The organism is Methylobacterium sp. HJ2, from assembly GCF_056431005.1.
In genome coordinates this window covers 65,417-85,702 of the sequence record NZ_JBWJYM010000013.1, presented here as the reverse complement: position 1 = coordinate 85,702, position 20,286 = coordinate 65,417, and the positions used below count along the sequence as shown (strand labels likewise).

The following is a 20,286-nucleotide window of genomic DNA, read 5'->3' as shown; positions in this document are numbered from 1 at the left end:
AGGAGGAGAGTTCATCTTGCGGAATTTCGAGTCCGCAAGCTTTCCAGTCGATCTGCCAGTGGCATCGGCTCTTCGCCGCGTCAGGTGCTCGGTCACGCGGCACCGCCATCTGCCAGCAGCAGCGTCCAGCAAGCCGCCCTAATGTGACCCTCAACGGCCGTGAGTTCGGCCGAGATGAGCTCCGGCACCACTCCGCGGCGCTGGAGCGTTTCCCGCTGTATCTGAAGCTGACGCTGCAGGTGCGCCTCGGCCTTCGCTGCAGTGGAGGCAGTCGCCATATGGCTTGCATGCCGGCGGATGAACCGGCGATCCCGTGAGCGAGGGAATGGGAGGACAATGGCGCTCATGCCGCGCTCTCCTGCCGCTCGATCCAAGCCATGATTGTGCTGCGCCGAGCATGCACGCGACCGCCAAGCCGAAAGGTCGGGAGCTCCTTTTTCGAGATGGCGTGATAGATGCGTCGGATATTGCCCTCGCGGCGACCCTCAACATCGCCATAGATCGCCACCGCGATGTTCTCGGCGCCCACAATTACCGGGTCTTCAGGCAAGGCGGTATCGTTCGCGCCGGACAGGCGCGCTTCATCTTTGATCATTGGATGCTCCTTGCTACTTAGCTAAAACGTTTGCGACAGCCGTTATGGTATTGTCTGTAATAACCGTCCGAACTTTTCGGTCTATTACACCTTTAAGCGGTTTATTATCGCCGTAAAAAAACGCTACGGATGAAAACATATCTTCCGCTTCGCTTGCACCTTTGTCTGCGCCGACGAAAATCGAAGCAGAGATGATCGGTTTGTCAAACTGCACAAACACCCTGATTTTCTTTTTCTTATTCCCTACACGAAAATAGGAGATGCCCTTGTGATCAGGGATTGCAGCGTCGACCAATTTTGCTAGTGCATCTCCGAATTGTTTTTGGTCCTTCAGCTGACCTGCAACAAGTGCGACTTCCGCAGACGCGTTTTTAAAGTCCGTCACCACGGTCTGCCTCAAGCATCCGAAGTCCCTAATGCTTTTAACGGCATCTTTCGCAAGAGAGGCCCCGTTTACTGCTATCAGTAATGCAGATGCATCGTTCGAAGACATCTTGGCCGCACCTGCGCCAGTCGACTCCTGTGCAATGCGACCTTCTTCTCGCACATAGCGAGCGATAAGTTTTACGCTACTCTCATCGAGCCCGGATACTTCCGCAACAACTCTGACGAGCTGACCTATCGACGCCATGAACCTTGCCTCGTCGTGTGTTATAGACACGACGGGTTGCGCTGTAAATCCCGTCGTGCGAAAAAAACACGACGCTTGAGCGCGATCGTGCTCAGCGCATTCTAGCGCAGAGAGTGAAATGGCCACGATAAGAAAGAGAATGCTGCCAAGCGGCAAAGCCGTTTGGCTGGCGAGCTACACCGATGGCGGAGGCGCCAGACGGTTCAAGCAGTTCCCGACTAAGCGCGAAGCTGATGCGTTCATGGTTCGCGTGCGTAGTGAGGTAGCAGCGGGCAGTCACGTGCCAGACAGGGCTGCAAGCACAGTCGATCAAGCCTATGGTTTGCTGATCAGCGCGCTGGAGGCGGACCAAGCTGCTGGTGCTACGCTCCACAATTATCGGGTTTATTATCGAGGGCACGTGAAACCTTTTCTCGGCTCGCGTTTGTTGCCGAAGGTGCATCCGGCGGACGTGGGTGAGTGGCTGGAACGGCTCAAGGCTGAAGGCCGCACAGAGGATACCTGCCGCCGCGCGCGGATCGTCCTGGGCGTCATCTTCGATGAGGCGATTCGGCGCCGCCTCGCCTACAGCAATCCGGTCCGCTCGCTCCGCAACCGCCGGAAGACGCGGCGAGCGGACATCCGGCAAGCGGAAGAGATGGTCCGGATCCCAGAGCGTGAGGCCGTGCGCGCCATGCTCGGCACTGCCGCGGACACGGGGGCCTTGTTTCTGGTCGCGCGCGAGAAGACGCCGCTGGGCAGCCGCACGGTGGAGGTCCGCCGAGTCAGTGCGGAGCACCCCATCAGCGCGTTGAGGTCGTTCCGGGCTGAGCATGTAGGCAGGCAGGTCGAAGCGTACCGGCCCACCACGTGGCTGCGGCCCATGCTGGCTACGATGGCGCTCGCCGGCTTGCGAATTGGAGAGGCTCGTGGGCTGGATTGGCAGCGCGTGCGAGCTGATGCCTTGCACGTGCGCGAGGCCGTTGACCGCTACAACGTTCGGGACAGCGTGAAGACGGTTGCGGCTCTGCGGGTCGTGCCGATCGGCCCTCAGCTGGGCGCTATCCTGGCTAACTGGCGAGCCATAAGTGGGCGCACCACGGGCCTCGTCTTCCCTTCGGAGAGCGGTACGCCCCTCGGCTATCCCAACATCGTGAACCGCCAGCTTGGCCCGCTACAGATCGCCCTCGGCATTGTGGCCGAGGATGGCTCACCACGCTGGACGGCACACAGCTTCCGGCACTTTGCCGTCTCGCTGTGGATCGATGAGGGTGCCGCGCTCAAGCAGGTATCCGAATGGGCTGGGCACGAGGCTCCGGAGTTCACGCAACGGGTCTACGGGCACTTGTTCGATGCCGGCCGGACGGATCGGCGGGCCATTACCGCAGGTGAGCTTTCGGTGCTCGGCGCAGCCGACGCAGCAACGCCAGCGCAACACGGCAACGACAACTCGACAGAAAACGCAGTACCTGCAACGGCTTGAGAATCCCCATAGGCCGCCTTCTAAGCGGCAGGTCGTAGGTTCGAGCCCTACCGGGGTCGCCAGCCGCTCTCCCTTGGGAATGAGGCATTTGGGATGGGGCTCGATAGCCCCAGACTTGCCTCCCGAGGCCCGTGGTTGCAGCGTGGTCGCAAGCCGGGTTGGGAACGGGCAAGGGTCTTGGATCCTGCCACGCAGGAGGAGCCGGAACGCGCCATGAACGGACATTGACTGAATGCCCGGTCGCGGACATTCAGTTTCAGGTGACCGCATGTCCGGTGTCGACTCTTCTTGGGCTTTCGGAAGGTCTGCTTATCGGCAGTCTAAACGGACCCGAATGATCGAGCGTGGCCGAAAGTATCTTATCCGCTTCGGTACTTGGAACGGGAGCAAGCGGACTTCTGGCGCGCTATGGCGGGAAGGACGTGCGTCGGCATCGCACCAGCCCCTCGACGCCCTCCCAGGTGCGGTTGTGTATCCACATCTCGGTTGCCTGCCATTAAATCCGCATACAACATCCATCCGCATGGTGAGGGAACGATCGTACGCTAGGGTTCCCATCCATGCTCAACGTCATTGGTTGCCTCGTCGAGGTGCATGACTTTCGCCTCGTCGCGCTAGCCGCTGGCATCTGTGCTCTCTCCGCCCTGACGACGATCTGCCTCATCAGCCACGCGCGCCGAGCCAGCGGATGGGCCCAGGCGAGCTGGCTTACGGTCGCGGGCATCGCCGGTGGTTCCGGCATCTGGGCCACGCACTTCATCGCCATGCTCGCCTTCGCGCCCGGCGTTCCGAGCGGATACGACGTCGCGTTGACCGGTCTATCCCTCGCCATTGCCGTCTCCCTGGTCGGCTCTGGTCTCTCCGTCGCCGTCATGGTCGGCGGCCAAGCCGCGTCCTGGGCTGGCGGTGCCGTCCTCGGACTCGGCATTGCGGCGATGCACTACACCGGCATGGCAGCCTACGACGTTGCCGGCCACAAGGCATGGAATCCCGCGATCGTCGCCGTCTCACTCGCGCTCGGCAGCGCCCTGGGCGGCGCTGCGCTGGCTGCACAGGTCAACGCGCGTGGCATGGTCCATCAGTTGCCGGCAGCCCTCTTGCTCCTGCTCGCCATCTGCAGTCACCACTTTACCGCCATGGGTGCCGTCACCATCACCCCCGACCCGACGCTCGCCGTCTCGGAAACCGCACTCCCGAACGCTTGGCTCGCCGTCGCAGTGGCGCTCGCCAGCTTCGCCATCCTTCTCCTCGCCGGGGCCGCCCTGGCCCTCGACGTCCGCGACCGCCGGCATTCCAAGCTTGAGGCGGAGCGCCTGCACAGCCTCGCCAACGCCGCTGTCGAGGGCCTCGTTGTCTGCACCGGCAACACGGTCGTCAGCGCCAACCGCAGCTTCGCCAAGCTCGTCGGCCTGCCGCAGGACGCCCTCGTGGGAACGGCCCTCTCATCGTACCTGCCGGACGACGCGGTCCGGTTGACGCTCGCCAGCCAGCCCGAACGCCCGGTCGAGGCCGAGCTGCTCCAGGCCAACGGCTCGCTGGTGCCGGTCGAAGTCATCCTGCAGGCGGTCGAACATGCTGGCCGGCCGCACTACGCCGTTGCCGTGCGCGACTTGCGGGCCCGCCGCCAGGCCGAGAGCCAGATCCAATTCCTCGCCCACCACGACGCCCTCACCGGGCTCGCCAACCGCGCCAGCTTCGGCAAGCGCCTCGAACAGGAGATGCGGGCAGCGCATGGCGGCGGCCGCAAGCTCGCGGTGCTCTGCCTCGACCTGGATCGCTTCAAGGAGGTCAACGACCTGTTCGGCCACGCCGCTGGAGACGCCATGCTGGAGAGCGTCGCCGGCATCGTCTCGGCCGAGCTCGACGACACCCAGATGATGGCTCGTCTCGGCGGTGACGAGTTCGCAGTGCTGGTGCCGTGCGAGCACGCCTCCGCCGCCGGGCGGCTCGCCGAGCGCATCCTGGAGGCGTTGCGCTCCGGCAAAGGCGATGCCGGCGGACCGCAGATCGCCACCAGCATCGGCATCGCCCTCTTCCCCGACGATGCCGACGAGCGCGCGGCGCTTCTGAGCTACGCCGATACCGCCCTCTACCGCGCCAAGTCCGAAGGGCGCGGCACCTACCGCTTCTTCGAGGCCAAGATGGGGGCCGAAGTACGGGAGCGCCGCCTTCTGGAGCACGACCTGCGCCACGCGGTTGCGCGCGGCGAGATGCAGCTTGTCTACCAGCCACAGACCGACGTCGGCACGGGTGCCGTCATCGGCTTCGAGGCTCTGCTGCGTTGGAAGCACCCGGAGCGCGGGTTCGTCTCGCCCGCAATGTTCATCCCCATAGCCGAGGAGAGCGACGCCATCCTGCAGATCGGCGAATGGGTGCTGCGCGAGGCGTGCCGCGAGGCCGCGACATGGCCGCGGCCCCTGTCCATCGCGGTCAACGTCTCGGCGGTGCAGATCCACAGCCCCCACTTCGTCGGCCTCGTCCACGAGGTGCTGCTCAAGACCGGGCTGGCGCCACACCGGCTGGAGGTCGAGGTGACCGAGACCGCGCTCATCAGCGACCCGAACCGGGCCCTCCTGACGCTCAGACAGTTGAAAGCGCTTGGACTGAACATCGCCATGGACGACTTCGGCACGGGCTACTCGTCCTTATCGAACTTGCGCTCGTTCCCATTCGACAAGATCAAGATCGACGGCTCGTTCGTGCGCGCGGTCGATAGCAACGAGCAGACGGCGGCCATCGTGCGCTCCGTGCTCGGCCTGGGGCGCGGCCTCGGCCTACCGGTCCTGGCCGAAGGCGTCGAGACAAAAGCGGAATTGGGCTTCCTGGCCGCCGAGCAGTGCCACGCCGCCCAAGGCTACCTCATGGGCCGCCCGTCGCCCATCGCGCAGTTCACCCAACACACCCATGGCACGACGCCGTTCATCGTCGACGAACGACAACAAGCCTGAGCGCACCGGCGAGGGGCAAGCGTCAACCTCACCCGCTTGTCCGCCGTCAGACGACTTGAGACATTTCGGTCTGATCGGGAACGGATGGTTTGATCCATCGACGTGGAGCGGTCTCCGGTCGTTATGCGGGCGGCGACTGCGCGTGCACCGAGAACCGGTCTCGGCCGAGCCGCGCCCGCTTCGAAGGCGGGCCGGCCTGCCACGAGCGGCCGGCAATCCACCCCGAGGCCGCGGCGTATCCCTCGCTCACGCCGGTGAGCCTCGTCGGCGGTGAGATCGTCCGGAAGCGCCGACCGGTGGGGCTAGGCCAGTCGTTCCACGCTCGGCGCCGTCGGCCCGTCCGCGAACATCGCCGCGGCAAAGGCGGGTCTTCAGGTCGAGGGGTGTTGGCGCCTACTCCGGCGGCCGGATGTTCGGCGGCCCGAGATGCTGAAGGAAATCCGGCTTGCCGAGGTTCACCCCGGCACTGCGCAGGATCGCGTAGGCGGTGGTGACGTGGAAGAAGAAGTTCGGAAGCGCGAAGCCGGTGAGATAGGCCTGCCCCGTGAAGCGGTAGCCCATGCCGTTGGGGAACTTCAGCTCAACCTCGCGCTCCGCGCCCGAGGCCAGCGCGGCCGGATCGACGCTGTCGACGAAGGCGATCGTCTTGGCGCAGCGCTCCCTGAGCTCGGCGAAACTGGCCTCGACATCCGGCATCGCGGGCGCCTCGATCCCGGCGAGCCGCGCCACGGCGTTCTTCGCGCTGTCGGATGCCATCTGGTACTGGGCCGGCAAGGGGCGCATGTCCGGGGCGAGACGGCCGAGGAGCAACTCGGCCTCGGGCTTTTCCGATGCCGCCTTATCGAGCCAAGCGCTCATGTTGCGAAGAGCGTTTCCGAAGATGGGAACGCTCACGTCGTGGATGCCGATGCTCATGCCCACTGCCTAGGGCACCTCTGCCCCTCGAGGCAATGCCGATGCACGTCGAGACGGAATTGCCCCGGCACCAAAGTCCTGCTCGGGAACCTGTCATCCGGCCTGACGTAGTCTGGCCGCTTGCAGGCGGTCCGCTTCTGGCCAGGACACCAGAGAAGCGGACGTCGTTCCGGGGCCGCTCCCGCCCCTACGAAGCCATTCGATACGTCATCAGCGAAGGGCCGGTGACGAGCTTGGAGCGGGATTGTCCGAGAGCCCGCGGACAGCGGCGGCTGATCGGCTTGGCTATTCCGATGATGCCCGGAGCCTGAAGTCACTGGTGGAACACAAGGACGCTTCAGCAAATTCCCAACAACATACAATAATTTCGCACCATCGACGTGCATATATGCTGTAGAACGCCGCAGATGCGACGATGTCAATGCCGGAAAAGACTCGTCTTTATGCAGGTGCGGCCAGAATAGATCGTACGCTCGGCGATATCATCGGTCCCACATCTAGCGCATGGGCACGTTGGCCGCCGCTTCTCGAAGCAGCTTTCCACCTGAGCCTGGCCGACCATGAGCACGGCCAGGCCGAAGCCGACTGCATCCCGGTTCCAATGCGGCACTATCCGCACGCCGATTCCCTCAGTTGTGCCGACCGTGTCCGCTAGAATCACGGTCGCGAATTCGCCTCTTCCGCCAGGAACCAAGCAATAGGCTCCAGTTCGAGGACATAAGATCTTCTTGTTTGCGACGATTGCTGCATGCTCTGTGTTGATATACAAAGAATTATAATGATAAACTGCGGTTGTCGTCCCTAGAAAATTTCCTGCTGCCATCGATCGCACGATCTTGTGCGCGATCAGTGGTAGCAATTGACAATTGATCTGAAAATAGGGGTAGCATCTAAACCATGCGCCGGTTGGAGAAAACGGCTTGGAGACGCTCGATGGCATGGTCGCCGTTCCGAACCAGATTGTTTCCGTCGGCCAGCGATCGCGAGCAGAAGGAGATCGGTGAGACGCAGCCGGAGCCGCCGAGAGCTGTGTCTTTGGGCGTCACCGACAAGAGAGCTGCGAAGGTTGAGGCGACTGCGTCGCGTGATCCGCTCGATGCGATCGGGCAGCGTGACGAAGTGGTGCGCATGCGCGTCAGCGAGATGATCGGTCGACTCGAAGACTTGAAGACGCTTCGGGACGATTTCTCCGCTGTCCTGGAACCGCTCGTTGCGATCTCCGACGAGCTGCCGCGCGCCACGATGCGGCTGGCCGAGGTCGAGGCTCTGTTCGCCACGGAGCAGCAAACCGGTGCGTCCGCTCGGCGCGAGGTCGGCGAACTGACCGTCAAGACCGCCGCCTTGGCAAATGACCTCGCGGCCATGACCGCTGAGGTTGTCCGTCTGGAGAGCGACATCCACACGCGTGACATCGAGCTGGAGCACCTGCGCGTCACGGGGCGTGACAGGGCGCTGGCCGCCGACAATTTCGAGCGCCAACTCGCTGCCGAAGCGGATCAGAGGAAGGCGCTCGCAAGCGAGAACAAGGCGCTTCGCCTCGAAGCCCAGGCCGTCGATCAAGCGCTCTCGCGATCCGAGCATGACCTCGCGGAAGCGCGCGAGCGTTTCGCGATCGTCGATCAGGATAACCGCCGTCTTCAGCTGCTGTGCGAGGAACAGGAGGCGCGCCTGGCCGACACGGTGGCACGCTATGCCGCGCTGAGGGACGAAGCCGAGAACGAGCGGGAGCGGCTGCTTGCCTTGGAAGCCGAACTCGCCTCCGAGATTGCGGCCCGGCAGAAGTACGCTGCGCAGCACGAGGCCGAGATCGGTGCCTCGCGGACAGAGCGCGCCAGCTTGACGATGAAGCTCGAAGCCGCTGCGAACCGGGGATCAGCGACCGAGCAGCTTCTTGCGCAACTCCGTGGCCAGCTCCGGGAGAAGGACGAGGCCCTCCGGGTCGCGGAGCGGACGGCCAAAGAGGCGGCCATCGAGCGGTCGACGTCGGATCGTCGGGTCGACGCGATGCAGGCCGATTTGACGCGGCAGACCGAGCGACTCCTGGAAGCGCAGCGACTCCGGTCCGAATTGGACAATCGGTGCGACATGCTCACCAAAGCGTTGGCGGCCAAAGACGTCGCCATCGAACAGGCGACGTCTCGCGCGGCTATGCTGTCCGAGCGCATCGACCAACTCAGCCGACGCCGCGAGGCCGAGATCCACGAGTTTGAGACAGCCAATCGCCGCCTCGTCGAAGATCTGCAATCGGAGCGTTCCGAGCGGGCGTTGGCGCAAGGCGCGCTCGACATCGCTCGCGAAAGCCGCGTCACGCTGCAGAAGCAGTACGAGTCTCTGAAGCGGAATACCCGAGGCTTTCGTGGATTCGACGAGATGGAGCCGCTGCCCAATCCGGAACAGGCCTCGGTCAAGTCTGCGAGCGACCTGGACGTGGAAAGCAATGTGCGCCCCTTCATGCCTCCTGAACGAACAAGCTAGCATCTGAAGTCGGGAGGCTTTTCACGTGTTGCGTATGGAGAAACAAATGGCAGACCAGGCGCTCAGAGATTCGAATGCCTCCACGGCGGAACAGTGGTTCATGCGAGGGATCAAGGCCGAGGGACTGAAATCCGTGACACAGGACGCAGCTCCGGTCCCGCTACCGGCCACGCAGTCTCGCAGCGTGCCGGAGCCTCAAGCAAATCCGGTCCCTTCGCGGGACTGGTCCTCGGCGCTCGATCTGATCCAAGAGGCGACAGAGGCTATCAGCATAAGCGAAGAGCGTGCTGCCGATCTGGAGGCTCAGCTCCAGCAGGTCACGACGAACGCGAACGAGGAGATCCGTCAACTCAGCGCCAAGGTCGCAGCCTCGGAGCGGCGTGCGCAGAAAGCCGAGGAACGGGCCCGTTCAGCGGAAGCTCGAGCGAGCGAGGCCGAAACTTGGCTGGTGCGAATGCATGACGCGGTTCTGAACGGTTTCGGCCGCAAGTCTCGCGCCGCAACGCAGCGGATCGAGGACGGGGATCGAGTTGCGAGCGCGAGCGAAAGTGCGTCCGAAGCTTGATCTCCCCGATTCTGTAGGAGCATGCGCTTGCGTCCCCCGCAGCCGTCCATCGTGATCGAGGCACACCGGCTGGAATTGACCAGACCCGATCAGCATTGCGCTATCGGTCGTCGGCTCACCGATCCGGCCAGCACGCTGCAGATGATTGAGGAGGCCATCGAGCGACAGCGCTTCATCGAGGATAAGGCGGATCTGATTGCCGAGCGTGCGCAGAACTTGCTTGGTCACATAGAGGCTGAGAGAGCGCGTCTGCATGCCCAGATCGAGAGGCTGCAATCTGATCTGGCCGGCCAGCGGAGCGACTTACGACTGACCCGTGAAAGGCTCGCCGAGGCGGACGATCGGGCAACGCTTGCTGAGCGGCGAGCGGAAAAGGCGGAGACCCGCAACGGGGAACTGACGAGCTTCTGCGTTCAGATGATCGACGCGATGGCGCCTTTCCTTGGCGAGACGTCGGGTCTTGCGGACAGGGAGGCTCTCCTGGCGTTCCTCCATGTCGTGGACTCCGACGCGTAAGGGCTGACGCGTCCGCGATTGGTGCGATGGCGGGGCTGTAGAGATGTCCCGCGAGCCTTGTGTGATCATACCCACCCATCACTGAACGAAAGCAGAACACACCGGCGCTTGGTGGCGGGTCAGCTCAGCGGACAACGCCTGGGGATGCTTCAGACAGTGCGTGCACCACGGCTTGGTGCGAAAGGGGTCTGAGATGGCGCTCAACCAGGACTCGGCTGTCGAGACGGAAGCCGAGACTCTCGGCCTGGCCTTTGCCCGGATCGACGAGAACGAGGGCATGCCAACCGACATCCGCGTCGATCAGCTCAGGTAGGTCGGTCGGCGCCTGACTCTTCGCGCCGGTCAACAACCGGTCCAGAGCGGCGGTTTGGGCCCCCGTGGGCCGAAGGCCGGCTCCTGGCGCAACTGAGATTCACGATCGAACCTGATGGAGCTTCCGCTTTTGGAGAAGCCGGGAGCGTCGCCTGAGCGGCCGAGATGGGCGCAAAGCCGAAGGTCCGCTTGTAGGCGTCGACCCAATTTCCGCTGTCCACCCGTGACAGAGCTTCGCAAGGTCTGCAGTCGGGTGGGCACCAGTTCGGATCTGGACCATCCCTCCATCGACGAACAGTTCGACGCCGTTGACGAATCTGGACGCGTCCGAGGCCGGAAATAGGACGGCCGCGGCGACGCCCTCTGGTCGGCCGATTTGACCAGAGGGGATGCTCGCAAGCATTGCCGCCTCCACCGCCTCGGCTTGATCGCCGTTGCCGAACAGCTCGGTCAGCCCGGCCGTGTCGGTCACGCCGGCGCCCACGACGTTGACCCGGATCAGCCGTGCTCGATCTCGACTGCCTTGATCCGAAGACACGCAGTTCCAAAGAAGCCGAGCCGGACGTCTAGCCGAGATCAGGCTCTACGGTGATCGCAGCGAAATACGCCGCTAGACGCTTCGACGCCTCGAAATCCTTGCACTCGATGTGAACCTCGGCCGGGAAAACCTTCGTCCTCTGCCGGAGTTGGTGAAGGATGGTCTCGGCCACGTCTGCCGCCTCGCCCTCAGTCTTACCGAAGGCGCGACACTCGTAGTTCCGTCCGCGGATGACGATGCTGAAAGGTGCGTCCTGCATACCACTCAGATGGGTGCGGATAGGCTTCTTCGCGCTGTGACAGAAGGCCCGGGAGGGTGGTCCTTGAAGCTGAACGGGAGCTGTCGCCACGCTTCAGCCTCGATGCACCCTCGCCCTGCCAATCTCCTCTCCGACAGCCGCGAGACCACCGGCTGGGCCATCGAGACCGGGCACTGCGCAAGCTGCCGGCCTCCTCGAAATGTCAGGGGATGGGCGATGAAGAAGATTGCTGCTCTCACGGCCGCTGCGCTTGTCGCGGTGAGCGCTCTCGGGCCGACGGCTGCCGAAGCTCGGGGTGGCGGTGCCATTGCGGCCGGTGTCATCGGGGGGCTCGCTGCGGGCGCCCTGCTTGGCGCCGCTGTCTCCGAGGCCCATGCCGCCCCGGCCTACGGCTACGGCCGCCCCGCGCCGGTCTATGGCTACGAGTACGAGGCTCCTCCGCCGGTCAGCTACCGCGCGGTTCGCGTGGTCCGCGAATCCGACTACGACGATGCGCCGGTCTACCGGGGCCCGCGCGTTGTGCGCTCCTACGATGCGGGTCCGGTGGGCTACGGCTACCGCCCCGCTGGGTACGGCTACCGGCGGGACTGCGACCGCCCACACGGGTATGGCGGCTGGTAAGAACCGCAAGCGCTGGAGGGGCCGCCAGGACCAAGAGGGGCCTCAAAGCGCGGCAGTGCTCAGCGCCCGGTGCGCCGAGCCCTGACCGATCCCTGACCTGGTGGCGATAGCGCCCATGCTCAGGCCCTCCGCCGCCAGCGCCTTGATCTCCTCGGCCTTGGCCCGGGCGGTCGGCTTGCGGCCCTTGTAGGCGCCTTCAGCCTTGGCCTTCTTGATGCCCTCGCGATGCGTCACGCTACGGGCCAGCCTGTCGAGCTTCGTGACCACTAGCGTGTCCCCGGAACGCGCGAACTCCAGGGCCGCCTCAAGCTGCTTGCGCGTGGCCACCGATGACACCTGCTCCCGAAACAGCGTCTCACAGCCGAGGGCCGTAAAGTCGCGGACTTGGGCCTCCAGGCCGGCATCCTGCTCCAGGGTCGAGATGCGCGCGCAGCCGATGAGCCTGATGGGCGTTCCGGTTCAGCTCGTTCGACTCGGATCCAAGACATAGAACCCGATCCCGTCCCAGAACGCGATAGCATTTCTATCGAACAGGTCCGCAGGCGGTGTGGCACGGTCCGCTGGAGCCTGCCCAAATGGAACACGGATGCTGAACCTCACCATGTCCGCATGGGTTGGCTCTTACGGAACGGAGGGACAGCACGATGGCCGACAAGCCGAAGACCACCCCGCCTGAGACTGGTGAGGATGCTGGGATCGACCGTCCGAGGCTCACACCGCAGGGCCGTGCTGCGGATGGTGAGCAGGATGAGACAGACCCGCAGGGCGGCGTTAAGCAGGGTCAGGCCGACAAGGCCGAGGGCTGATGCCACGCTACTTCTTCCACACGCACATCGGTGACGACGTGGTGGTGGACCCTGAGGGTCGCGAACTGGTCGGCCTGGAGGCTGCGCGCGAAGCCGCCAAGGTGCTGGCCCTACAACTGCTTCAGGGCGCCGGCAGTGACCCTGAACTGCTGAAGGCGGTGCTATTCGTGGCCGATGAGGCTGAGGAGATCGTTCTGGAGCTGCCGCTGACGGACGCGCTGGTCGCCGAGGTTGTGGCGATGCCGAGGACGGACGGGACCCTGCATTGAGGCAGCCACCCGGCATGGGCATGGGGGAAACCGGAGCAGCTCGATCGGGTCGATGCCGTCTCGCATTGTATCGAACCACCTTCCGGGACTGCACAGGTACGAACAATGAAACGGAGGTCGAGGCTTACTCCGATCGTTCCGGTCCATGCACTTTCTACCGCGTCATCATGACTTTGCCGGAGAGGGGCAGGCCTTGAGGGTGCGCTCGACCAGCCCGGTCGCCTCCGCCTTCAGTTCCGCAGCCGAGTCGGGCTCGAGATGGCGCAGAGCGTAGAAGGGACGAGCCATCTCGAGGTCGATGCGGCGCGGGCCGGCATCCTCGCAGATCAGGATCGGCAGCGGCGTGTTGGCCTTCTCGCAGTCGAAGGACGGACCAAGATCGCGCGCCACGACCACCGGCTTCGGCGGCTGCACTGTGCGCGGTGGGTCGGATACGGCAGCGGCCTCCTTGCGCAGGTCGATCAGCCGCGTCTTCATATTGTCGGAGGTGTCGGCCTTGGTCCGCGCCTCGGCTTGCGCGCGCAGGCTCCCCATTCGATCGAGCGCAGCCAGGCGGACGCCTTCGTATTGCGAAAGGCCCCCGAGACTCCCGACCTCGCGGCTGATCGTATCCGTATCGGGCGTAGACGGACCGGTGCGCGCGATTGCGCCAGGGCTCTTTCCCGTCTCTCGCGATCGTAACAGCATTCAATCCGACGGAATCGCGCAGCGCGACGTGCACTGTGTAAACGCCTCGAATCGGCGGCTTCTAAGCGGCAGGTCGTAGGTTCGAGCCCTACCGGGGTCGCCAGCAGACGTCCCGTCGCGACACGGCCTCACGACGCCCGGCGACGGGCCGGAGAGCGGCTTGCCGATCGTCTCGACGGCGCCGCCCGTCGGAGCAGGCTGCGTTCCGCCGGCCGTCGCAGACGGGCTCGGGATCCGACCGCACGCGGTCCCGGGGGGCGACGCCCGACCTTGACGATCACCTGGGGACGATCCTGGTGCGCGCGGTGGACGCGACGCTGCGCAGGCGCACGATGGGGCAGACCACGCGGCGCTGGCGGATAGGCGCGCCGCGTCGGATTGGATCGCCGCGATCACCGGGGCGATCGCGCGCCGGATCAGGCCGGGGCGCCGCGCTGCCAGAGGCGGAGCTGGCGGCGGTAGGGCGCGGGCAGCTCGGCGGCCTCCGCGGCGGCCAGCACCGCCTCGAGATAGCCCGGCCGCGGCAGGCCCGGCGCGGTGCTGCAGCCGAGATAGATCAGGGCGCGCCGGATCCCCGTCGCGGTCGAGACCGGCTGGTAGGCCTTGATGTAGAGCCCGCCCGAGACGCCCTCGTAGCGGTCGAGCGCCGGCACGTCGGCGAGCGCCAGCTCCCACAGCACGCCCCAGACGGTCTGCGCGGAATCGCGCACCACCGAGGCGTAGCCCTCGCGCATGATGATGAAGCGGTGGCGCTGCAGCCGCCCCTGGCCCACGAGCCGGGAGGCCGGGCAGCGCGCCGCCATGGCGGCGGCGTCCATGTTGGCGCCGTAGGCGAAGTAGAGGGGCATCGCGGCCCCTCCCGCAGGCTCAGGCGAATTCCAGGATCACGGCGTCGACCGCGAGGCTGTCGCCGTCCTTGGCGTGGATCTTCGAGACCGTGGCGTCGCGCTCGGCGCGGAGCACGTTCTCCATCTTCATCGCCTCGACGACCGCGATGGCCTCGCCGTTCTTCACCTCCTGGCCCTCGCTGACCAGGATCTGCTTCACGAGGCCCGGCATCGGGCAGAGCACCTGCTTGCCCGAGCCCGCCTGCTCCTTCACCGGCATCAGGGCGGCGAGCTCCGCCTCGCGCCGGGTATAGACCCGGGCCTCGGCCGCCGCGCCCGCGTGCTGGAGCGCGACGCCGTTGAGGAGGCCCCGCACCTGGATCGCCGCGCGCTCCGCGCCGACCGTGCCGGTCCAGACCGGCTCGCCCGGGCGCCAGTCGCTGACGACGAGGTGGGCGGTGCCGTCCGCCTCCGTCACCACCACGCCGTCCTCGTGGGGATCGACCGTGACCGGGTAGGCCCGGCCCGCCAGGATCACCACGCGGTCGCGCTCGAACGAGAGCAGGCTCGGGTCGCGCATCTGGCCGGAGATGCCGCGCTTGCGCTGGTTCAGCTTGTGGTCGATCGCCGCCGCCGCCGCCATCAGGCGCCGGGCGACCGCGCCCGCCGGCTCGGGGGCACTGAAGCCCTCGGGGAATTCCTCGGCGATGAAGCCGGTGGAGAGGCGGCCCTCCTGCCAGCGCGGATGCGCCATCAGGGCCGCGAGGAACGGGATGTTGTGGCGGATGCCGTCGATGGCGAAGGCGTCGAGGGCCTCGCCCTGCGCGGCGATCGCCTCGGCCCGGGTCGGCGCCCAGGTGACGAGCTTGGCGATCATCGGATCGTAGTGGATCGCGATCTCGCCGCCCTCCTCCACGCCGGTGTCGTTGCGCACGATCGCCCCGCCGCGCCGGCCCTCGGCCGGGGGCAGGTAGGTGGTGAGCCGCCCGATCGAGGGCAGGAAGTTGCGGGTCGGATCCTCGGCATAGACCCGGCTCTCGACGGCCCAGCCGTCGAGCTTCACTTCCGCCTGCCCCAGCGGCAGCGGCTCGCCGGCCGCGACCCGGATCATCAGCTCGACGAGGTCGAGGCCGGTGATCATCTCGGTGACCGGGTGCTCCACCTGGAGCCGGGTGTTCATCTCGAGGAAGTAGAAGGACTTGTCCTGCCCGGCCACGAACTCGACGGTGCCGGCGGAATCGTAATTCACCGCCTTGGCGAGGGCCACCGCCTGCTCGCCCATCTTGCGGCGGGTCGCCTCGTCGAGGAGCGGGCTCGGCGCCTCCTCGATCACCTTCTGGTTGCGGCGCTGGATCGAGCACTCGCGCTCGCCCAGGTAGATCACGTTGCCGTGCTTGTCGCCGATCACCTGGATCTCGATGTGGCGCGGATCGGTGATGAACTTCTCGACGAAGACGCGGTCGTCGCCGAAGGAGGACGAGGCCTCGGATTTGGCGCGGGCGAAGCCCTCCGCCACCTCGCCGGAGGAATGGGCGATGCGCATGCCCTTGCCGCCGCCGCCGGCCGAGGCCTTGATCATCACCGGGTAGCCGATCTCGTCGGCGATCTGCACGGCGTGCTCGGGGCTCTCGATCACGCCGAGGAAGCCCGGCACGGTCGAGACCTGGGCGGCGGCCGCCGCCTTCTTCGATTCGATCTTGTCGCCCATCGCCGCGATGGCGCCGGGGTTCGGGCCGATGAAGACGATGCCGGCCGCAGCCAGCGCCTTCGGGAAGGCCTCGCGCTCGGAGAGGAAGCCGTAGCCCGGATGGACCGCCTGGGCGCCGGTCTTGCGGCAGGCCTCGACGATCTTCTCGATCACCAGATAGGACTGCGACGCGGCGGCCGGGCCGATATGCACGGCCTCGTCGGCCATGGCGACGTGCACGGCGTCGCGGTCGGCATCCGAGTACACGGCCACCGTCTTGATGCCCATCCGGCGCGCGGTCTTGATGACCCGGCAGGCGATCTCGCCCCGGTTGGCAATCAGGATCTTCTCGAACATCGCGCGGGGCACTCGGATCGAACACGGGTGGAGTCGGGCCCGCTGCGGGCCTGAACTGTCCTGCCCGGATAAAGCAGATGTGCCGCGGACGGAAGCTGTGCCTTGGACGGGGATGGCCGAAGCGGAACGATTTTGCCGGATCGCGGGCTCGCCGGCTCCGGAGCGCCCGCGGCGGGCGGATCAGGCCGCGAGCGGGAAGGCGGCGGGCGCCGTCCGCACCGGGGCCCGGCTCCAGCGGTTGGCCTCGAGGGCGAAGGCCATCAGGGACTCGGCGCTGCTCTGGGCCTCGCGCACGATCTCCACGGCGATCCGGGCGGCGACCGGGGTCGGGCCGGTGCGGCCGGAGAGGGAGGCGGCGAGCCAGGTCGCGGTGTCGCGGTCGATGCGGCCGGTGGGGCGCTCCCCCCACACCGCGAAATCGACGATCGCGGCAATCAGGTAATCGCCGAAGCTGCCGTCGGCCGCGGGCACCGCCCGCTCCAGCGCGATCAGCATGTCGGCCTCGTCGCGGCTGACGATCCCGTCGGGCAGGACCTCGCGCATCAGGCGGCGCACGTCGCCCTCGGTGAGGGTGCCGGCCGACTGGGCATGGTTGCAGAAATGCTGAAGAGAAACGTTGATCATCTGTTGCTGCCTCCCCGGCATCTTGGTGGCCGGTGCTTGTCCCTTGATGTATTCGACTATGCCTCCTCGTTGTTCCTCCAGAGGTTAACGGCAGAATCTGAACCCGTGTTCAGGTAAACGCCGGATCACGATTTGGGCTTTCGAAAGTCTTGTCGCGCCGGCGCCGATCGCCCTGCCCACGGCGGGTGTGAGAATAAACACCGGGGCGGCGGGCCTCCGGGCGGAACGGTCGCGCTTGCGCCGCATTGAACGGCAGTTTCCCTGATGCCGGCGCGAGGCCGGCCGGAGTGCCGCGCATGACCCTTCTGAAATGGGCCCTGATCTGCTTCGTCGTCTCGGTCATCGCGGGCGGCCTCGGCTTCACCGGCATCGCCTCGGGCGCGAGCTCGCTCGCCCGCATCCTGTTCGGCCTGTTCCTGCTGGTCGCCATCGTGATCGTGGTGGTGGCCTTCGCCATCGGGCAGGCGGTGTTCTGATCCGGTGAGCGCCCGCAGAACCGGCCTCGTCACCGGGGCGACCGGCGGCATCGGCTACGAGACGGCCCTCGGCCTCGCGCGGGCGGGCCTGGAGGTCATCCTGGTCGGGCGGGATCCCACCCGCCTGACGGGGGCGCAGGCCCGCATCCGTGCGGCCGTGCCCGATGCCGTCCTGCACACGCGCCGCGCGGATCTCGCCGCGCAGCCCGAGATCCGGCGCCTCGCCGCCGAGGTCGCGCGCGATCACCCGCGGCTCGACGTCCTCGTCAACAATGCGGGGGCGATCTTCGACCGGCGCGAGACCACGGTGGACGGTCTGGAGCGGACCTGGGCCCTCGACCATCTCGGCTACGTCCTGCTCACCCTCGAACTCCTCGACCTCCTGCGGGCGAGCGGCCGGCCGGGGGCGGCGGCGCGGATCGTCAACGTCGCCTCGGCGGCCCATACCCGCGGGCGCATCGCCTTCGACGACCTGCAGAGCGAGCGCCGCTACAGCGCCATCGGGGCCTATGCCCAGGCCAAGCTCGGCAACGTGCTGTTCACCGACGCCCTCGCCCGCCGGCTCGACCCGCGCGTCACCGTGAACGCCCTGCACCCGGGCGTGATCGCCTCGGACTTTGCGCGCAACACCGGCGGCCTGCTGGGCTTCGGCTGGGGCCTGATCCGCCCCTTCCTGTCCAGCCCGGAGCAGGGGGCCGCCACCTCCCTGCACCTCGCCCTGTCGCCCGCCGTGGAGGGCGTGAGCGGGCGCTACTTCGCCCGCTCGGCCGAGACCGCCCCCTCCCGCTACAGCCGCGATGCGGTGCTTCAGGAGCGCGTCTGGACGATCAGCCTCGCCCAAGTCGGACACAAGGATTTCGGACACGAGGATTCCGGGCGCTGAGGGCCGGGCGGCCGCTCGGCGCCAGCGCTGCCGGGCCGCCCGGTACCGTCAGGCCGCTCGGTAACGTCAGGCCGCTGCGGGCTTCGCCGCCGCCCGCGTCGCGCCCGTGGATCGTGCCGCCGAGGCGGCCTGACCCTGGATCTCGATGAAGACCCGCTTCACCTGCGGGTTGCGCGCCCGCAGGGCGCCGTCGAGGCGCGAGACGGTGCACTCGACCTCCCCGGCATTGAGGTCGTCCTCCATGTCGAGGCTGAGATTGACCAGGATGTCGGACGGCCCGAGATGCTGGGTCAGCACCTCGTTGACGTGGCGCACGCCCGGCTCCGTCCCCACCACCTCGCGGATCGCCGCCTCCACCTCCGGGTCGGCGGCCTCGCCGATCAGCAGCCCGTGGGTCTCGACCATCAGGAACACGGCCATCCCGACGAGGACGAGGCCGATGCCGATCGAGGACCAGCCGTCGAGGGCGGGCATGTCGAGGAGGTGGGCCAGCACCACGCCCGCGATCGCGATCACGAGGCCGATCAGCGCGGCGATGTCCTCGATCAGGATGGTGAAGAGCGCCGGGTCCTTGCTGCGCCGGATCGCGCTCAGCGGGGAATGGGCGCCCTTCTCGGCCCAGAAGCTGCGGAGGGCCACGAGGCAGGAATAGCCCTCGGCCAGGATCGCGAAGCCCAGGATCCCCGCGTTCACCCAGACGCCGGGCAAGCGGTAGCCGAGCAGCGTCGCATCGGCCACGGGCTCGGGATGCTGGATCTTCTCGACGCCCTCGTAGATCGCGAAGATGCCGCCGCCGAGGAAGATCATCAGCGCGACGATGAAGGCGTAGAAGTAGATCTCGCGCCCGTAGCCGAACGGGTGCTTGGCCGTCGCCGGCTTCCGGGCCCGCTTCAGGCCGACGAGGAGCAGGATCTGGTTGGCGGTGTCGACCACCGAATGCGCGCCCTCGGCGAGCATCGCGGTCGAGCCGGTCAGGAAGGCGCCGACGAACTTCGCCACGGCGATCGCGAGGTTGGCGCCGGCGGCGGTGTAGATGGCAGCCGTGCTCTCGGCCATGGACGGGATCCTCGCGGGTTGGAACGGGCGGGCGCGGGGCGCGCGGCTCGGGCGTTGGGGAGGCCGGGCGGCCCTGCGGGAATGAGCCGGCCCCGGCCGAGGTTCCCCGCCCGGGGCCCGTCGGCCGCATCCGGCCCGGCCGGCGGGGCCCGGGCGGGCGGCACGGTCCGCGGATGGGGGCGGCGGTGGACTCGCGCGCGGCCCTTGCGCCATCCTGCGCCGCAACCCTGCGCGCCGCCGCGGCGTCACCCGTCCGGCGCGCCCGCAACACCAGCCCGGAATCGCCATGACCGCCGACGAACCGACCGCCTACGATCCCGACAACGTCTTCGCCAAGATCCTGCGCGGCGAGATCCCGGCCCATCGCGTCTACGAGGACGCCCACACCCTGGCCTTCATGGACGTGTTCCCCCAGGGCGAGGGCCACACCCTGGTGATCCCCAAGGCCCCGGCCCGCGGCCTGCTCGATGCCGATCCGGACTCGCTCGCCGCCCTCGCCCGCAGCGTCCAGACCGTCGCCCGCGCGGTGAAGGCGGCCTTCGGTGCCGACGGCCTGACGATCTTCCAGTACAACGAGCCGGCTGGCGGCCAGACGGTGTTCCACCTGCACGTCCACATCCTGCCCCGCCGGGAGGGGGTCCCCCTCGGGCGCCACGGCGGCGGCATGGCCGACAACGCGGTGCTGGCCGAGCACGCGGCCCGGATCCGCGCGCAGCTGGAGGCCTGATCCGACGCCCCGCGAGGTCGGCCGACGCCCCGCGAGGTCGGCCGACGCCC

Annotated in this window: 22 protein-coding genes; 11 read left to right on the top strand and 11 right to left on the bottom strand. The window is 66.8% G+C overall.

The features are described 5' to 3' along the window. Positions 1-92: 92 nt before the first annotated feature. From ACS5RC_RS24640 to ACS5RC_RS24630, 3 genes are read right to left on the bottom strand one after another with little or no spacing between them, the layout of a single operon-like run. Positions 93-347 carry a DUF6074 family protein gene (locus ACS5RC_RS24640; RefSeq protein WP_478346564.1) on the bottom strand — a complete coding sequence of 85 codons (255 nt, stop codon included), beginning with the start codon at positions 345-347 and terminating at the stop codon, positions 93-95. Next, a complete protein-coding gene (locus ACS5RC_RS24635) occupies positions 344-595 on the bottom strand; it encodes a DNA-binding protein (RefSeq protein ID WP_478346563.1) in 252 nt (83 codons plus the stop codon). The genes ACS5RC_RS24640 and ACS5RC_RS24635 overlap by 4 nt, the downstream gene beginning before the upstream one ends. Before the next feature lie 13 nt (positions 596-608). Continuing rightward, positions 609-1,226 carry a hypothetical protein gene (locus ACS5RC_RS24630; protein WP_478346562.1) on the bottom strand — a complete coding sequence of 206 codons (618 nt, stop codon included), beginning with the start codon at positions 1,224-1,226 and terminating at the stop codon, positions 609-611. 118 nt (positions 1,227-1,344) lie between these two features. On the opposite strand from ACS5RC_RS24630, the gene ACS5RC_RS24625 reads away from it, so the two are divergent. Both ACS5RC_RS24625 and ACS5RC_RS24620 read left to right on the top strand, forming a co-directional pair. Beyond that, on the top strand, positions 1,345-2,688 hold the full coding sequence (locus tag ACS5RC_RS24625) for a tyrosine-type recombinase/integrase (protein ID WP_478346561.1): 1,344 nt from the start codon (positions 1,345-1,347) through the stop codon (positions 2,686-2,688). A gap of 560 nt (positions 2,689-3,248) precedes the next feature. Next, complete coding sequence (locus ACS5RC_RS24620; protein ID WP_478346560.1) at positions 3,249-5,636, top strand: bifunctional diguanylate cyclase/phosphodiesterase; 2,388 nt, start codon at positions 3,249-3,251, stop codon at positions 5,634-5,636. A 393-nt stretch (positions 5,637-6,029) separates the two neighbouring features. On the opposite strand, the gene ACS5RC_RS24615 is transcribed toward ACS5RC_RS24620, so the two are convergent. After that, a complete protein-coding gene (locus ACS5RC_RS24615; protein ID WP_478346559.1) occupies positions 6,030-6,551 on the bottom strand; it encodes a DUF1993 domain-containing protein in 522 nt (173 codons plus the stop codon). A gap of 933 nt (positions 6,552-7,484) precedes the next feature. Between ACS5RC_RS24615 and ACS5RC_RS24610 the strand changes: the two genes are divergently transcribed. From ACS5RC_RS24610 to ACS5RC_RS24600, 3 genes are read left to right on the top strand one after another with little or no spacing between them, the layout of a single operon-like run. After that, positions 7,485-9,026, top strand: coding sequence for a chromosome partitioning protein ParA (locus ACS5RC_RS24610; RefSeq protein WP_478346558.1), 1,542 nt, complete (start codon positions 7,485-7,487; stop codon positions 9,024-9,026). A gap of 46 nt (positions 9,027-9,072) precedes the next feature. Beyond that, positions 9,073-9,591: a hypothetical protein gene (locus tag ACS5RC_RS24605; RefSeq protein WP_478346557.1), complete on the top strand. Its 519-nt coding sequence runs from the start codon at positions 9,073-9,075 to the stop codon at positions 9,589-9,591. Between the two features lie 27 nt (positions 9,592-9,618). Next, a complete protein-coding gene (locus ACS5RC_RS24600; RefSeq protein ID WP_478346556.1) occupies positions 9,619-10,107 on the top strand; it encodes a hypothetical protein in 489 nt (162 codons plus the stop codon). A gap of 412 nt (positions 10,108-10,519) precedes the next feature. Here the strand turns inward: ACS5RC_RS24600 and ACS5RC_RS24595 are convergent, their stop codons facing one another. Continuing rightward, on the bottom strand, positions 10,520-10,957 hold the full coding sequence (locus ACS5RC_RS24595) for an SDR family oxidoreductase (protein WP_478346555.1): 438 nt from the start codon (positions 10,955-10,957) through the stop codon (positions 10,520-10,522). Positions 10,958-11,432: 475 nt separating this feature from the next. Between ACS5RC_RS24595 and ACS5RC_RS24590 the strand changes: the two genes are divergently transcribed. Then, positions 11,433-11,837, top strand: coding sequence for a hypothetical protein (locus ACS5RC_RS24590; RefSeq protein ID WP_478346554.1), 405 nt, complete (start codon positions 11,433-11,435; stop codon positions 11,835-11,837). A gap of 42 nt (positions 11,838-11,879) precedes the next feature. Here the strand turns inward: ACS5RC_RS24590 and ACS5RC_RS24585 are convergent, their stop codons facing one another. Continuing rightward, positions 11,880-12,233 carry a recombinase family protein gene (locus ACS5RC_RS24585; protein WP_478346590.1) on the bottom strand — a complete coding sequence of 118 codons (354 nt, stop codon included), beginning with the start codon at positions 12,231-12,233 and terminating at the stop codon, positions 11,880-11,882. Positions 12,234-12,481: 248 nt separating this feature from the next. Between ACS5RC_RS24585 and ACS5RC_RS24580 the strand changes: the two genes are divergently transcribed. Together ACS5RC_RS24580 and ACS5RC_RS24575 are read left to right on the top strand one after the other, a co-directional pair. Next, a complete protein-coding gene (locus ACS5RC_RS24580; protein ID WP_478346553.1) occupies positions 12,482-12,643 on the top strand; it encodes a hypothetical protein in 162 nt (53 codons plus the stop codon). Further along, the gene (locus ACS5RC_RS24575) at positions 12,643-12,912 is read left to right on the top strand and encodes a DUF6894 family protein (protein WP_478346552.1); all 270 of its coding nucleotides are present in this window, start codon (positions 12,643-12,645) and stop codon (positions 12,910-12,912) included. The genes ACS5RC_RS24580 and ACS5RC_RS24575 overlap by 1 nt, the downstream gene beginning before the upstream one ends. A 165-nt stretch (positions 12,913-13,077) precedes the next feature. On the opposite strand, the gene ACS5RC_RS24570 is transcribed toward ACS5RC_RS24575, so the two are convergent. From ACS5RC_RS24570 to ACS5RC_RS24555, 4 genes are all read right to left on the bottom strand, one after another. Further along, the gene (locus ACS5RC_RS24570; RefSeq protein WP_478346551.1) at positions 13,078-13,599 is read right to left on the bottom strand and encodes a lysozyme inhibitor LprI family protein; all 522 of its coding nucleotides are present in this window, start codon (positions 13,597-13,599) and stop codon (positions 13,078-13,080) included. Between the two features lie 416 nt (positions 13,600-14,015). Then, the gene (locus ACS5RC_RS24565; protein WP_478346550.1) at positions 14,016-14,447 is read right to left on the bottom strand and encodes a gamma-glutamylcyclotransferase family protein; all 432 of its coding nucleotides are present in this window, start codon (positions 14,445-14,447) and stop codon (positions 14,016-14,018) included. Between the two features lie 19 nt (positions 14,448-14,466). Then, positions 14,467-16,470, bottom strand: a complete 2,004-nt coding sequence (locus tag ACS5RC_RS24560; RefSeq protein WP_478346549.1) for an acetyl-CoA carboxylase biotin carboxylase subunit — start codon at positions 16,468-16,470, stop codon at positions 14,467-14,469. Positions 16,471-16,650: 180 nt separating this feature from the next. Then, positions 16,651-17,094, bottom strand: a complete 444-nt coding sequence (locus ACS5RC_RS24555) for a hypothetical protein (RefSeq protein WP_478346548.1) — start codon at positions 17,092-17,094, stop codon at positions 16,651-16,653. Positions 17,095-17,390: 296 nt separating this feature from the next. Between ACS5RC_RS24555 and ACS5RC_RS24550 the strand changes: the two genes are divergently transcribed. Further along, a complete protein-coding gene (locus ACS5RC_RS24550) occupies positions 17,391-17,570 on the top strand; it encodes a DUF1328 domain-containing protein (protein WP_478346547.1) in 180 nt (59 codons plus the stop codon). 4 nt (positions 17,571-17,574) lie between these two features. Beyond that, a complete protein-coding gene (locus ACS5RC_RS24545) occupies positions 17,575-18,453 on the top strand; it encodes an SDR family NAD(P)-dependent oxidoreductase (RefSeq protein WP_478346546.1) in 879 nt (292 codons plus the stop codon). Positions 18,454-18,519: 66 nt separating this feature from the next. Here ACS5RC_RS24545 and ACS5RC_RS24540 read toward each other — a convergent pair whose 3' ends face one another. Then, on the bottom strand, positions 18,520-19,509 hold the full coding sequence (locus tag ACS5RC_RS24540) for a cation diffusion facilitator family transporter (protein WP_478346545.1): 990 nt from the start codon (positions 19,507-19,509) through the stop codon (positions 18,520-18,522). Positions 19,510-19,795: 286 nt separating this feature from the next. Here ACS5RC_RS24540 and ACS5RC_RS24535 point away from each other — a divergent pair, with 286 nt between their 5' ends. After that, positions 19,796-20,236, top strand: coding sequence for an HIT family protein (locus ACS5RC_RS24535; protein WP_478346544.1), 441 nt, complete (start codon positions 19,796-19,798; stop codon positions 20,234-20,236). The last annotated feature ends 50 nt before the right edge of the window (positions 20,237-20,286 follow it).

Coding starts and splice junctions, on each gene's coding strand:
- ACS5RC_RS24640 (WP_478346564.1), bottom strand. CDS start 347: ATGAGCGCCATTGTCCTCCCATTCCCTCGCTCACGGGATCGCCGGTTC.
- ACS5RC_RS24635 (WP_478346563.1), bottom strand. CDS start 595: ATGATCAAAGATGAAGCGCGCCTGTCCGGCGCGAACGATACCGCCTTG.
- ACS5RC_RS24630 (WP_478346562.1), bottom strand. CDS start 1,226: ATGGCGTCGATAGGTCAGCTCGTCAGAGTTGTTGCGGAAGTATCCGGG.
- ACS5RC_RS24625 (WP_478346561.1), top strand. CDS start 1,345: ATGGCCACGATAAGAAAGAGAATGCTGCCAAGCGGCAAAGCCGTTTGG.
- ACS5RC_RS24620 (WP_478346560.1), top strand. CDS start 3,249: ATGCTCAACGTCATTGGTTGCCTCGTCGAGGTGCATGACTTTCGCCTC.
- ACS5RC_RS24615 (WP_478346559.1), bottom strand. CDS start 6,551: ATGAGCATCGGCATCCACGACGTGAGCGTTCCCATCTTCGGAAACGCT.
- ACS5RC_RS24610 (WP_478346558.1), top strand. CDS start 7,485: ATGGCATGGTCGCCGTTCCGAACCAGATTGTTTCCGTCGGCCAGCGAT.
- ACS5RC_RS24605 (WP_478346557.1), top strand. CDS start 9,073: ATGGCAGACCAGGCGCTCAGAGATTCGAATGCCTCCACGGCGGAACAG.
- ACS5RC_RS24590 (WP_478346554.1), top strand. CDS start 11,433: ATGAAGAAGATTGCTGCTCTCACGGCCGCTGCGCTTGTCGCGGTGAGC.
- ACS5RC_RS24580 (WP_478346553.1), top strand. CDS start 12,482: ATGGCCGACAAGCCGAAGACCACCCCGCCTGAGACTGGTGAGGATGCT.
- ACS5RC_RS24575 (WP_478346552.1), top strand. CDS start 12,643: ATGCCACGCTACTTCTTCCACACGCACATCGGTGACGACGTGGTGGTG.
- ACS5RC_RS24570 (WP_478346551.1), bottom strand. CDS start 13,599: ATGCTGTTACGATCGCGAGAGACGGGAAAGAGCCCTGGCGCAATCGCG.
- ACS5RC_RS24565 (WP_478346550.1), bottom strand. CDS start 14,447: ATGCCCCTCTACTTCGCCTACGGCGCCAACATGGACGCCGCCGCCATG.
- ACS5RC_RS24560 (WP_478346549.1), bottom strand. CDS start 16,470: ATGTTCGAGAAGATCCTGATTGCCAACCGGGGCGAGATCGCCTGCCGG.
- ACS5RC_RS24555 (WP_478346548.1), bottom strand. CDS start 17,094: ATGATCAACGTTTCTCTTCAGCATTTCTGCAACCATGCCCAGTCGGCC.
- ACS5RC_RS24550 (WP_478346547.1), top strand. CDS start 17,391: ATGACCCTTCTGAAATGGGCCCTGATCTGCTTCGTCGTCTCGGTCATC.
- ACS5RC_RS24540 (WP_478346545.1), bottom strand. CDS start 19,509: ATGGCCGAGAGCACGGCTGCCATCTACACCGCCGCCGGCGCCAACCTC.
- ACS5RC_RS24535 (WP_478346544.1), top strand. CDS start 19,796: ATGACCGCCGACGAACCGACCGCCTACGATCCCGACAACGTCTTCGCC.